The following is a 12,895-nucleotide window of genomic DNA, read 5'->3' as shown; positions in this document are numbered from 1 at the left end:
AGTGGTCGCCCCGCGGAAAGGCGGCTTTGTAATGCTGACGCAAAATTTGACACCTCATGACCGGACCGTCGACCTGGCGGGCAAATCTGTCTGCGTGGTTGAAGATTCAGCTATTATCGCCTTTGACATCTGCATGGCACTTGAGGACCAAGGCGCTGACGTCATCGGCCCTTTCGCAACCCTGAGGGACGCCGCGGCGACCCTGTCCGACACGAAGCCCGACGCCGCTGTTCTGGACGTGGATCTGCCTGACGGCAAAAGCTTTCCTCTGGCATCGCGCTTGCGCAGCATGGATATCCCGGTCGTTTTCTACAGTGGCTCCACGCGCCCAGCGACCTTTGAGCGGGACTTCCCGCAAACAAGCTGGTGCACCAAACCCCTGCCCAGTGAAAGGCTGGTGGCAACCATTGCGGCCAGCCTTCAATAACCAGTCTGGCGGCGGCGCGGGCCCCAAGGACATACCGTCTGAATTTGCATCCGGCCCGGATAGTCGCTAGCCCACGCTCTGTTTGTAGCAAATGGAGGTGGGCTCACCGTGGAAACCGGCACACTCATATCGCTCGGTCTATATTTCGCCTTGATGATGGGCATCGGCTTTTATGCTTTCCGCACATCTACTGGGGATACGTCTGAATACATGCTCGGCGGCCGCCAGCTCGGTCCGGCCGTCACCTCCCTCTCCGCTGGCGCCTCCGATATGTCCGGGTGGATGTTGCTCGGCCTGCCCGGGGCCGCGTTTGTGTCAGGCGTCCCGGCAGCGTGGATCGCGATTGGCCTGACCGTCGGCGCATTGCTCAACTATATTCTCGTGGCCCCCAGATTACGGGTCTATACCGAGGTCGCCGATGATGCGCTGACCATTCCGGACTATTTCGAGAAACGCTTCAAGGACCGCACCCACCTGCTGCGCGTCTTTTCTTCCATCGTCATCGTGCTGTTCTTTACTCTCTATACGTCGGCGACACTGGTCGGCGGCGGCAAGCTGTTCGAGAGCGCTTTTGGCCAGACATATATCACTGGCCTGTGGATCACGGCGGGCGTCGTCATGGCCTACACATTCGTCGGCGGCTTTCTTGCGGTCAGTCTGACCGACTTTGTGCAGGGCTGCATCATGTTCGTCGCGCTCATTCTGGTGCCGGTCGTGGCTTTTACCCAGCTCGGCGACGATATGAGCCTGACGCAGATCTTCGCCAGCATGGATGACGGGTTCAGGGCCGACGTCGAGGGATCCATCGGGAATGTCTCCCTGAACCTGTTCTCAGGCGCGACAGTGCTTGGCACGATCTCACTCTTGGCGTGGGGTCTTGGCTATTTTGGCCAGCCGCACATCATCGTCCGTTTCATGGCGATCAAATCGTTCCGTGACGTGCCGGCCGCCCGCAATATCGGCATGTCGTGGATGATCGTCGCTCTCATCGGCTCAATCACCACAGGGATCGTGGGCGTTGCGTATTTCATCGAGAACGGGTTGCCAGTCGAATACCTTAATCAGGATGGCCGGTTTGACCCTGAGACGGTGTTCATCGTTCTTGGCCAGACCCTGTTTCATCCGTTGATCGCGGGTTTCCTTTTGGCCGCCATTCTCGCCGCCATCATGTCGACGATTTCGTCGCAGTTGCTGGTCGCATCCAGTTCGCTGACAGAAGATTTCTACAAACTGTTCCTGCGGAAATCGGCAAGCGACAAGGAACTCGTCATGGTGGGTCGCCTCGCCGTGATCGCCGTTGCCGTGGTCGCCATCCTGATTGCCTATAATCCGGATGCCAGCGTTCTGGACCTCGTTGCCGATGCATGGGCCGGCTTCGGTGCCGCCTTCGGGCCACTGATCCTCCTGTCGCTGCACTGGAAGCGGATGACGATGCCAGCAGCCTTTGCCGGTATGATGGTCGGCGCCGTCACCGTCATCTTCTGGACCTATGGTACCGTTCCTGCGATCCAGATCGGTGCAGGCAGCCTGGATCAGCTGTATTCGATCGTACCGGGCTTTAGTCTCAGCTGGCTGACCATCTATATCGTCAGCCTTCTGACCCAGCCTAAAGAGGCTGTGGCTGCGACCTTTGATGAGGTCGACGCCATCATCAAGAATGGCTGAGCTCAATGACATGGACGTCAGGGCGTGGATGACCCGCGCCCTGGCCCTTGCAGACCAGGCGGCGTCGGCGGGAGAAGTCCCCGTCGGCGCCGTTATTCTTGATCCGGACATGAGACTGCTGGCCGAGGCGGCAAACCAGCCCATCGGTCTGTCCGACCCTTCGGCCCATGCAGAACTGCTCGCCATTCGCAAGGCCGCTGCCGTACTGGGGAATTATCGCCTGACCGGATGTACGCTGATCGTCACGCTGGAGCCGTGCGCGATGTGCGCAGGTGCCCTGTCCCACGCGCGTCTCGCCCACGTCATCTATGGCGCGTCCGACCCCAAAGGCGGAGCCGTGGCACATGGCCCGAAGCTCTTTGACCAGCCGACCATCCATCATCGCCCGTTGGTCACGGATGGTGTCATGGCCGATGAATGCGGCGCGGTGCTGAAGTCATTTTTTGCCGCCCGTCGGCGGTGAACCGCGGACTAGCGCGTGATGACCGAGACCGGTGCACCCGCGGGTGATACACTTGGCGGCACGAATGAAGCACCGCCAAACAGAATTGATCCACCCGTTGAGACAATCCGCAGGACCAGTTCGCCATCCTCTGAGCGGTAGGAGATATCGCCCCGCCCGGCCTGGCTGGAAATCAGCTTGTGCGATTTGCGGGCATCGTCAGGACAGTCCGCTGAACCAGCCGTGCACAGGAAACGGATGGAGGCTTCGCGCGCCTCCCGGCGAAAAACGAATTGCAGAGAAGAGCCGACAACGGCGTACACGTCCGTCTCATCGCGATTGGTTTTCGGTACCAGCCCTGTGGGGGCGACCAGACGGCTGAAAGCATCATCCTGGATGAAAGCGGACAGACTGCCATCACCCGCTGTAGCTCGGCTGGCAATCATGACTCCGTTCAGGCCGGTCAGAACGGTGAGCGCCGCGATGAGGTTGCGCACCCGACGACGACGCTGACGGCGGCTGAAAATACGCGTGCTGGAAGATACGATCTGTACCATGGCCACTCCCGGAACTGCACCCCACATCTTCAGGATATACATTCACAATGAGGCACAAAAAAGGCAGTACAGATTTTCACTGTACTGCCTTTTTATTCAATACTGTATCAAATTGTAAGCGTCAAGCCGCGAAGTACTGGCCGCCATTGGCAGTCAGCACCATACCGGTCATGAAGCCCGACTGTTCACCCACCAGGAACGACACCATGTGCGCGATCTCCTCAGGCGTACCAAGACGACCCACGGGGATTTGCGAGACAATGCTTTCGAGCACTTTCTCATTCATGGCCGCGACCATGTCCGTGCCGATATAGCCAGGCGCAATCGCGTTGACGGTAATCCCTTTCCGGGCGCTTTCCTGGGCCAGCGCTCGCGTGAAGCCCAAGAGCCCCGCTTTCGCCGCCGAATAGTTCGTCTGGCCGAATTGGCCTTTTTGTCCGTTGATGGACGAGATATTCACGATACGGCCGAAATTGCGATCCCGCATGGCGTTGATGACGGGACGTGTCATGTTGAACACGGAATCAAGGTTGGTGCTGATGACCTGGCCCCACTGGTCGGGGGTCATTTTGTGAAATGCGCCATCGCGCGTGATGCCGGCATTGTTCACGAGCACGGCCACCTCGCCAAGATCGCTTTCAATTTCCCCGACGACCTTCTCGCAGGCCTCGTAGTCCGACACATCACATTGGTAGGTTTTGACGCCGATCGCGTCTTCGGCCTTTTTGGCAGCTTCAGCGTTTCCGCCATAGAGGGCCGCAACCTTGAAACCGTCCTTCACAAGGCGTTCCGAGATGGAATAGCCAATGCCGCGGGTGCCGCCGGTGACGATTGCTACTTTGCTCATTTACACTCTCCCAGAGTTCTGTTTTTCATTTTGATCTTCGGTACACTGTAGATGGGGCTGGATGGTGCAGGTCCAGCCCCTTTTACCTATCCTCAGATGCTTTCAACACACATGGCAACACCCATGCCCCCGCCAATGCACAACGTTGCCAGACCCTTGGACTTGCCGTGGGTTTTCAACGCGTAGAGCAGTGTGGTGAGGACCCGTGCGCCCGATGCACCGATGGGGTGGCCAAGCGCGATGGCACCGCCATGCACGTTCACTTTCGACGGATCCCAGTCGAGTTCACGGCCGACGGACAGCGCCTGCGCGGCAAACGCCTCGTTGGCTTCGATCAAGTCGAGATCCTTCAGCGACCAGCCCGCCTTTTCCAGCGCCTTGCGGCTCGCCGGTGCAGGACCGATCCCCATGATTGAAGGATCCACGCCGCAATGGGCATGGGAGGCGATGCGGGCCAGCGGCGTGGCACCGGATGCCTTGAGTGCTTCTTCAGACATGATGACGAGCGCTGCAGCCCCATCATTCAGGCCGGACGCATTGCCCGCCGTAACCGAGCCGTCCTTGGCAAAGGCAGGACGCAGGCCAGCCAGCTTTTCAGCCGTCGTGCCGCCCCGGATATATTCATCCTGTTCGAGAACCGTGTCGCCCTTCCGGCCTGGCACCGTGACGGACACGATCTCCTTGGCGAAGTGACCGGCTTCCTGCGCAGCGGCCGCCTTTTGTTGCGATGCAGCAGAAAACTCGTCCTGCTCTTCGCGGGTGACGCCATATTTATTGGCGAGGTTCTCGGCCGTCTGGCCCATGTGGTAGTTGTTGAACGCATCCCACAAACCGTCGACGATCATGGTGTCGACGAGGGACACAGGCCCCATCTTGGTCCCGTTGCGCAGGTTCTGGGCATGCATGGACGCCGACATGTTTTCCTGGCCACCGGCGATGATCACATTTGCGTCACCGCACTGGATGGCCTGGGCGGCCAGCATCGCGGCGCGCAGGCCCGATCCGCAAACCTGGTTGATGGTCATGGCCGGACGTTCTTGCGGGATACCGGCCTTCATGGAAGCCTGGCGTGCCGGGTTCTGGCCAAGGCCAGCGGTCAGGACGTTGCCCATGATGACTTCGTCCACTCGGTCCCCTTCGATCCCGGCGCGGGACAGGGCTTCAGCGATGACCACCTGGCCCAGTTCCGGGGCGGACAGCGGTGCAAGCGTGCCGCCGAAGCTGCCAATAGGCGTCCGTGTGGCGGCGGCGATATAAACGGGGCGATGATCTGACATAATTGTCTCCTCTAAGTTGTTGTGCACCAGCACAGTCACCTTGGGCTTTCACTCTGCGCTATATTGCGCTAGCGAAACGAGTAACTCGCCCTGCAGATGCGCGGCATTAACTTCGTTGAGCGGAAAACCAACCAATGCACAATCACGAACCGAACGTTCGACTGCAACGCAAGAACGGAGCGCACAATATGAATGGCGGCAATACCGACAACGACCAGGTCGAAAGCATCGTCATCAAGAAATACGCGAATCGCCGGTTGTACAATACGGCGACCAGCTCCTACGTGACGCTCGACCATCTGGCCGAAATGGTCCGCAAGGGCGAAGAATTCAACGTTGTCGATGCCAAGACAGGTGATGATCTCACCCGTGCGGTCCTGACGCAAATTATCTTTGAGCAGGAAAACAAGGAAGGGCAGAACATGTTGCCCGTGCCGTTCCTGCGCCAGCTCATCGGCCTGTACGGCGACAATCTTCAGTCCTTCGTGCCGAGCTATCTGGAAATGTCGATGGACGCATTCCGGAAGAATCAGGAAGCGATGCGGCAGTCCATGTCTGAGGCCTTCACAGCGCCGCAGAGCGGTATGCGCATTTTTGAAGACGCCGCGCGCAAGAACATGGCGTTTTTTGAACAGGGCCTGAAAATGTTCGGTCTCGCCCGCCCCGAAGGCGGCGCGACGAATCAGTCCGAGGTCGAGACCTTGCGGCGCGAAGTCGAATCCCTGCGCGAGCAGCTGGACGCAGCCAAGAAGTAAGCCTCCTTCGCCACAATGACGAAAGCCGACCTCACGGGTCGGCTTTTTTGTGGGCATTCGCGCTGTGTTGTCTGGTCGCCGTTCGTCAGCGCGAATTGCTGCGTCGGGCGGCGCGCAGGGCGCGGCTCAGTCCGCCAAGCCCCCGGCGCCGGTTCAGGCCGAAGAGAGAGCCTGCACGGTGAAGCAATGTCTGTGTCGCCCGAATGGAAAAACCAATCCAGACCATCGCGCAGACAAAGCTGACAAACCCCATCGGATATTGCGTTGGAAAGTGCCGGCGGAAATAGCGATTAAGGCTATAGGCCTTGCGCCGCTCAACACCGATCCGGCCCACACGGCTTGATGATTTCATGTGCAGGATGTCCACGGTCGGGCAGAACAGCACATGCCCTTCCCCCTCCTGCCGGAACCGTAGGCAGAAATCGACATCCTCCGCATGCAGAAAATAGCTCTCGTCCATGCCGCCAATGGAAAAATAGTCCGCGCGCGGTGTCAACATACAGGCCCCGGAGATGACCGGCATCTCCACCGTCTTGCCCGGACAGGGATCGCAATGATTGTTGAAGCGACGGAAATAAGGGTGGCGCGGTGCCCATTTGTCGAGGCGCAGCATCTCAACAAGCGCGGTCCAGGGGGTCAACGTCGCCCGGCGTGAGCCGGCCTGCTCGGTCCCGTCGGGATTGACCAGCTTGCCGCCGATGAGCCACGGCCCACCCTTGCCATGCTTGTAGCCCTGCTCCCGCAACGCGGCCGCTGCCCCCGTGGGCAAGATGGCGTCGGGGTTGAGAATGAAAAGCTCTGACCCGGTTGCGACCCGCGCGCCCAGATTGCATCCGGTCGCAAAACCCACATTGTTATGCCCGGTCAGTATATGCAGCTTGTCTTCAAGGGCGGCGAGATCGATGAGGCTTTCAACCGTTGATGGCCAGTTGCCATTGTCCACGACAATGACTTCACTCACCGCATCCTGCTGCAGGGCCGAATGGATCGAGCGCCACAATAGCGGTCCGGTATAATAGGTGACGATAATGACCGAAACGGATGCCACATCGGCGGCCGTCTCTTCAATGGGCTCAACTCTGGCAGCTATTCCCACGTGCGACGGTCCTCGTGACTGGTCAACTCTATCCCCGAAACGACCTTAATGACAGGACTGTTAGCGAGCAACAGTCCGTTGCCATAAATCTGTTGCGGCGCGTCATTTTTGTGGCAACACCGTGTTTTTATTGCCCGTTCCGCAAAATATCCGGGAAGTCCGTTGTCGGCTGAGTTGGTAAACGAGTGGTTTCTGCGGGAACTGAAAGCTTCAGCCCGCGGTCGGGGCCATCCAGGACCTCGAGCTCAATGACCGCGATGGGCTGGTCTGCCGGAAACGCAACGCGGAACGCGCCCTCGTCCAGCTCGAAGCGTTCAGGGTCCTTGGTCCCGGTGGTCCAGCCAAGGCGGGGATTGGCCACCGACACGACGTAAAGGGGCTCTCCCTGCCGACCGAGTGCCCTGATCACGACCTCGCGATCCGTAATGATGCCCTCGGTAGGCACCCCCAGATCGAGACCGGTCCGGACGGCGTATTGTCCTTTCGTGGCCTCAACGGCCACGACCAGAACTTTCTGCATAGGGACTTCTACGAAGTCGCTGGGAGGATCCTGCAGCGTCTTATCCTGCGCCAACGCGCTCACCGAAGAGCCCATCACTGAAACCGCAGCTGTGACGGCCATGAGGGCGGACAGGTTTTTCAATTTTATCATCATGATCACTTCCCTCCTCAATTCGGCAACTGGCCGTAAAACCAGTTTGCCCGGCGGATTCCCGTTCGCGCAAAGTCTGGCATGAATGCATCCTGGTCGTTCAGCATGATGCACTGGGCACTGGCTGGTTCAGGGGCCCACCAGTCATCCTCGATATTGCGGCAGTCGGTGGCGGGCCATCCATTCGCAATATTGTACGCCTCACAATCAGCCTTCGAACCATAGGTGTTATGATGAGGGTCGGATGAATTGGTATGCGCCCCGCCTGCATATTCGTCTTTGAGATTGAAGGCGGCATGGCCGCTTTCATGCATGGCCGTGCCGATATTGACCGGTTCAGTACCGAAATTTCCGCCGCTGGCCCAGTCCCGCTTGACCGTCGTGTGGATGACAGCCGCATGATCGATAATCGTACTGTCCCGCACGGACGACGGGATGGTCAGGCGCCGAGGACCCGGGGCATCATAGTCGGTAATCGTGCCGCGATCCTTGGAATACCAGAACGCCCACATGGCCTTCTGTCCCCGGACGACATTGTTGATGTGGTACCCGTCATACACAAGATCCCTCACATCGGGCATCATCTGTCGCGCCGTCGTGTAGCTGTCACTGTCGGGCACAAACGCCACGTCGATCCGGCTGGCCGGTGCGGCTCGGGCTTCCCCGCTCAATAACAGGATCGGTGAGTTCCCCCACGGATGATCGCCGGCCCAGAACCGCCAGCCTTCCGTGCGGCGTCGACCACTTTCATCCTCGACTTCAACGCGAAAGAGAATGGACGTGCCGTTGGGAAATCCACCCTCGTAGACGCTCGATTCCGTGGCGTTCAGCGTCCCCGATGGATAGCTCCAGCTGTCCAGCGCGCCCCATTGCCCACCCGGCCGGCGTCTGGCCGCGCGCATGCCGCTTGAATTGGTGTACTGCTCATATTCGTAGACATATAGCGTCGCACGACGCAGCCCCTCTCGATCCGTCGCTTCAAACTCGAAGGTGACGTCCGATCCACTTGCCGGATTGAAGGGGCCGTAGGTGGCCGTCACACGTGGCGACGTCGCGCAGCCGCAGACGAGCGCCAGACCGGCGGCCAGCGAGGCCACCTGACGAAATGGTTTTGTCATCATCTCTCTCCCGGCCCCCGCGATACACCTATCACGGGAATTGGAGCAAGAATGAGGCGCAGTGCGCGCTGCTATATTTCAGTGCAGGTCGTTTTCGTTCAACCGGACAAGGGCCCAGGCGCCCAACATCGGCGCTGCGATCCGCCACAGGGTCCACAGGCTGGCGTCCACCGCAGCGTACACGATGGAGATGGCGATCAATGCAGCAGCCGCTGCAAAGATGTCCCGCCCCATTGAAGACTGCACAAGCGCACGGCCGCCCCGGTAAAGCGCGAGCACCGTCAGCCCCACACCGACAAGGCCGAGCTCATACCAGATGTGATAGTAGATATTATGCGGATGAGTGGGGATGACGTTGGCTGCGCCGGTGAAGTTTGCCATTGATATCCGACCAAGCGCCTCGCCGAGAACACGCGCGCTTTCGACACCATGGCCGAAGAGGAATCCGAAGACCGTGTCCGGCGTTTCCCCCCAGATGGTCTTCCAGACGATCAGCCGCATGCGCCAGCTGGCCGGACCTTCCTCCAGGGCACCAAGCACGTCGGGCGATGGCAGGAGCATCGCCATGATCGGGAAAAACACAAAGCCGGCCGCCGCCATGGCCATCAGCCCCCCGACGGTCCAGCGGGGCCGCCACAGGGCCAGCGCCGCCGCGACCGCCCCGACAACAACGGCCAGCGCATTGGCGGTGATACCGAAATGCAGGGACGCCCAGAAGGTGATGAGCGTCAGAACGACTGCCAGTGGGGGCCCTACCCTGCCGTGCCGTCGCCAGAAAAAGACAGCAACAGCCGGCGCCAGACTGATGACTTCGAGAATCCCGCGGCCCGTCGCCACATCATCCTTATCAGGACGGTTTTCCGGCGGCACAATATCGCGGATGAGACCGCCAGTGGTCGCTTCAAAACCAAGAAGCACGATGCCAAGCGCCGCCGCCCAGAAAAAGAACCGCGTCGACATCACGTCGCCGGAGCGCATGGCCGCGGCGCCCAACGAGCCCAAAGCGAGCAGATAGAGCGGCCAGGCACCCGCCTCTTCATAGGGCGACCAGAGGCAGGTCAGCATGGCGTAGCCGAGCAATGCAAATGTCGCCTGTGCCCACGGGCCAGGCCGATAGTGGCGCAGACTGATCAGCCCAGGCACGGCGATAAGCGCGAGCGCCATGGGCAAATTGCGATGCGACAAGACAAGCGCAACAGGCAACAGGATCGCGCCAAGAAGGCGCGCGCCGGTCCCCAGTCGCGACGACCACTCAGTCACGAAGGTCAGGCGCCAGAGCCTCGACAGGCAGCGTTGCCAACGCGTCGTCAAGCGTGACAACTGTTGAGTCCTTCGATCCAAGGCGACGCAGGCTGAGTTTTTTCTCCTCCGCCTCACGAGCCCCGATGACGGCGATGACCGGCACCTTCTGATCGGAATGTTCGCGCACCTTGTAGTTGATCTTCTCATTGCGAAGATCGGTCTCGACGCGCATGCCGCGGGCGCGCAGCTGGGCAGCGACCTCTTCGGCGAAATCATTCACTTCAGTCGTGATGGTCGCGATGACGACCTGGGTTGGCGCCAGCCACATGGGCATCCGGCCAGCATGGTTTTCGATCAGGATACCGACGAACCGTTCCATGGACCCAAGGATCGCCCGGTGCAGCATGACGGGGCGCTTCTTGGCGCCATCCTCATCCACATACGAAGCGTCCAAGCGTTCTGGCAGAAGCGGGTCAAGCTGCAGCGTGCCGCACTGCCACGACCGGCCAATGGCGTCCCGCAGATGATATTCGAGCTTGGGCGCATAGAAAGCTCCCTCACCCGGCAGGACGTCATATTCGAGACCGGCTTCCTTGAGGGCATCGGCGAGCGTCTGCTCCATCCGGTCCCATTCTTCTTCGGTGCCGATCCGCTGCTCAGGCCGGGTCGCAAGTGCCACGCGGACCTCTTCAAAACCGAGGTCCTGATAGACGGATGAAGCCAGCGCGCAGAATTTGCGGGTTTCCTCGGCAATCTGGTCCCAGCGGCAGAAGATATGCGCATCATCCTGCGTGAATTGACGCACACGCATGATCCCGTGCAGCGCCCCGTGCGGCTCGTTCCGGTGACAGCATCCGAATTCGGCCATCCGCAGCGGCAGGTCGCGATAGGATTTGATGCCCTGATTGAAGATCTGCACGTGGGCGGGACAGTTCATGGGCTTGATCGCCATGAGCTTGGCTTTGGGATCGAACACCGCGCCGTCGCTCAGCGTGTCGGGCACATCATCAGGGACCACGAACATGTTCTGGGCATATTTGCCCCAGTGGCCGGATTTCTCCCACAGCTTGGCGTCGAGCAGCTGCGGGGTTTTCACCTCCACATAGCCGTCCTTGTTCAGCTGGCGGCGGATATAGGCCTCAAGCTCCAGCCACATGGTGTAGCCCTTGGGATGCCAGAAGACGGAGCCATGGGCTTCTTCCTGAAGGTGGAAAAGGTCCATCTGCTTGCCCAGCTTGCGATGGTCGCGCTTCTCGGCTTCTTCAATGCGCGTCAGATAGGCCTTGAGGTCTTTTTCATTGGCCCAGGCGGTGCCGTAGATCCGGTGCAGCACTTCATTGCGGGAATCGCCGCGCCAATAGGCCCCGGCCAGCTTCATCAGTTTAAACGCCTTGCCGATATTCTTCGTGGACGGAAGATGCGGGCCACGGCAGAGGTCATACCACTCGCCGTGATGATAGACCTTGATGTCTTCACCCTCGGGGAACGACCGGATCAGTTCTGCCTTGTATTTCTCACCCTGCGCCTCGAACCGGGCGATGGCCTCGTCGCGGTCGACAAGCTCCTTGGTCGTGCGCAAATCCGCATCAACCAGTTCGCCCATTCTTTTCTCGATCGCTTCGAAATCCTCGGTTGAGAACGGGGTCTCGCGCGCGAAGTCGTAATAGAAGCCATCCTCGATCACAGGACCGATTGTGACCTGCGTACCGGGAAACAGCGACTGGACCGCCTGGGCGAGCAGGTGCGCCGCATCGTGGCGGATCAGCTCAAGCCCTTCGGGATCGCGGTCGGTAACAATCGCCACTTCGGCATCATGGTCGATCTCATCCCACAGGTCCGACACCTCGCCATCAACTTTGACGGCGAGCGCCTTCTTGGCGAGGGATTTGGAAATGTCCTCGGCGATCTGCAGGCCGGTGACCGGATGGTCAAAGCTGCGCTGGGCGCCGTCTGGAAGAGTGATGACTGGCATCGGAACGTCTTTCTATGGGCGGTATGCCGCCGGTATCGTTCTGGGGTGTCTGTTTAAGCCCGATCTGCGGCGGGTGGCCAGTGTCGTCAAGACTTACCCACGACTTCCGCGAGGTGGCGGCACCGGATCATAGCCGCTCGTCCCACCCGGTCGGCATCTGAGCACGCGGCTGACCGTCAGCCTGAGAGCGCGCAAGGGCGAGTGAAGCCGAAACGCGTCCATGCCGTAATGGGAGCATGTCGGCTCATGGCGACAGCGCACACCGAGAAAATAAAGAACTGGCGAAAGGGTCAGCTGATAGACACGCAAGAAGAAAAGCGCCGCCCGCCGCAAAATTGCGCTCATGCGCCCTGCTCCGCCGCCTCGATCTGATCAAGGCAGGCGACCACAGCGTCGAACACCAGCAGCGTCGACGCATGGCGGGCAGGATAGTCGCGGATTGGTTCCAGCTTGGCCATCTCGGCCCAGCGCTCACCGGCCGGGGGCGCTGCGCCCTCCTTCAGCATGGCGATCATGTCAGCGCGCAACTGGCGAACCTCTGCCGTACTGGCCCCGCGAATGGATTTGGCGAGCAGGGATGAGGAGGCCTGCCCCAGGGCGCATGCCTTCACGTCGAGTGCGATGTCCCGGACCACGCCGTCCGCGACCTTGAGGGCTACTTCGACATCCGAGCCGCAGACCTTGGACACCTTGCGCGCAATCGCATCGGCATCAGGCATATCAGTGCGCGCCGGCATGTCCGCGGCGGCATCCAGCAGCTGTTCGGAATAAAGGTCGTTGAGCATTAGCGCTATGTAGCGATCACTGTCCTGACCCGAAAGCCCCCGTTCACGCCCCAGACCTTG

At 60.1% G+C, this 12,895-nt stretch carries 14 protein-coding genes; 4 read left to right on the top strand and 10 right to left on the bottom strand.

Annotated features, from left to right (window positions below; genetic code table 11):
- Positions 1-31: 31 nt before the first annotated feature.
- The 3 genes from RUI03_RS02605 to tadA all read left to right on the top strand — a co-directional run bounded on the left by RUI03_RS02605 (position 32) and on the right by tadA (position 2,555).
- Entirely contained in the window at positions 32-427 is a 396-nt protein-coding gene (locus RUI03_RS02605; RefSeq protein WP_317288731.1) for a response regulator, read from the top strand.
- Between the two features lie 108 nt (positions 428-535).
- Positions 536-2,092 (top strand): sodium/proline symporter PutP, encoded by a 1,557-nt coding sequence (gene putP / locus RUI03_RS02600; RefSeq protein WP_317288730.1) that lies wholly within the window; start codon positions 536-538, stop codon positions 2,090-2,092.
- A complete protein-coding gene (tadA, locus tag RUI03_RS02595; protein WP_317288729.1) occupies positions 2,085-2,555 on the top strand; it encodes a tRNA adenosine(34) deaminase TadA in 471 nt (156 codons plus the stop codon). Before putP ends, tadA begins: the two co-directional genes overlap by 8 nt.
- Before the next feature lie 8 nt (positions 2,556-2,563).
- Here tadA and RUI03_RS02590 read toward each other — a convergent pair whose 3' ends face one another.
- The 3 genes from RUI03_RS02590 to RUI03_RS02580 all read right to left on the bottom strand — a co-directional run bounded on the left by RUI03_RS02590 (position 2,564) and on the right by RUI03_RS02580 (position 5,215).
- Positions 2,564-3,091, bottom strand: a complete 528-nt coding sequence (locus tag RUI03_RS02590; protein ID WP_317288728.1) for a hypothetical protein — start codon at positions 3,089-3,091, stop codon at positions 2,564-2,566.
- A 121-nt stretch (positions 3,092-3,212) separates the two neighbouring features.
- Positions 3,213-3,938 (bottom strand): acetoacetyl-CoA reductase, encoded by a 726-nt coding sequence (phbB, locus tag RUI03_RS02585; protein WP_317288727.1) that lies wholly within the window; start codon positions 3,936-3,938, stop codon positions 3,213-3,215.
- 92 nt (positions 3,939-4,030) lie between these two features.
- On the bottom strand, positions 4,031-5,215 hold the full coding sequence (locus tag RUI03_RS02580; RefSeq protein WP_317288726.1) for an acetyl-CoA C-acetyltransferase: 1,185 nt from the start codon (positions 5,213-5,215) through the stop codon (positions 4,031-4,033).
- Between the two features lie 188 nt (positions 5,216-5,403).
- Between RUI03_RS02580 and phaR the strand changes: the two genes are divergently transcribed.
- Positions 5,404-5,970, top strand: a complete 567-nt coding sequence (gene phaR, locus RUI03_RS02575) for a polyhydroxyalkanoate synthesis repressor PhaR (protein ID WP_410795904.1) — start codon at positions 5,404-5,406, stop codon at positions 5,968-5,970.
- Positions 5,971-6,055: 85 nt separating this feature from the next.
- Here the strand turns inward: phaR and RUI03_RS02570 are convergent, their stop codons facing one another.
- From RUI03_RS02570 to RUI03_RS02540, 7 genes are all read right to left on the bottom strand, one after another.
- Positions 6,056-7,066, bottom strand: a complete 1,011-nt coding sequence (locus tag RUI03_RS02570) for a glycosyltransferase family 2 protein (protein WP_317288724.1) — start codon at positions 7,064-7,066, stop codon at positions 6,056-6,058.
- 127 nt (positions 7,067-7,193) lie between these two features.
- Positions 7,194-7,721 carry a hypothetical protein gene (locus RUI03_RS02565; RefSeq protein WP_317288723.1) on the bottom strand — a complete coding sequence of 176 codons (528 nt, stop codon included), beginning with the start codon at positions 7,719-7,721 and terminating at the stop codon, positions 7,194-7,196.
- A 14-nt stretch (positions 7,722-7,735) separates the two neighbouring features.
- Positions 7,736-8,839: a hypothetical protein gene (locus RUI03_RS02560; protein WP_317288722.1), complete on the bottom strand. Its 1,104-nt coding sequence runs from the start codon at positions 8,837-8,839 to the stop codon at positions 7,736-7,738.
- 75 nt (positions 8,840-8,914) lie between these two features.
- Entirely contained in the window at positions 8,915-10,096 is a 1,182-nt protein-coding gene (locus tag RUI03_RS02555; protein WP_317288721.1) for an O-antigen ligase family protein, read from the bottom strand.
- The gene (thrS, locus tag RUI03_RS02550; RefSeq protein ID WP_317288720.1) at positions 10,089-12,050 is read right to left on the bottom strand and encodes a threonine--tRNA ligase; all 1,962 of its coding nucleotides are present in this window, start codon (positions 12,048-12,050) and stop codon (positions 10,089-10,091) included. Before thrS ends, RUI03_RS02555 begins: the two co-directional genes overlap by 8 nt.
- 93 nt (positions 12,051-12,143) lie before the next feature.
- Positions 12,144-12,395 carry a membrane protein insertion efficiency factor YidD gene (yidD, locus tag RUI03_RS02545; protein WP_317288719.1) on the bottom strand — a complete coding sequence of 84 codons (252 nt, stop codon included), beginning with the start codon at positions 12,393-12,395 and terminating at the stop codon, positions 12,144-12,146.
- On the bottom strand, positions 12,392-12,835 hold the full coding sequence (locus RUI03_RS02540) for an iron-sulfur cluster assembly scaffold protein (protein ID WP_317288718.1): 444 nt from the start codon (positions 12,833-12,835) through the stop codon (positions 12,392-12,394). The genes yidD and RUI03_RS02540 overlap by 4 nt, the downstream gene beginning before the upstream one ends.
- Positions 12,836-12,895 lie beyond the last annotated feature (60 nt).

This window comes from Parvularcula sp. LCG005 (genome assembly GCF_032930845.1).
GTDB lineage: Bacteria > Pseudomonadota > Alphaproteobacteria > Caulobacterales > Parvularculaceae > Parvularcula.
The sequence above is the reverse complement of the archived record's forward strand: the minus strand, read 5'-3'. Positions and strand labels throughout refer to the sequence as shown.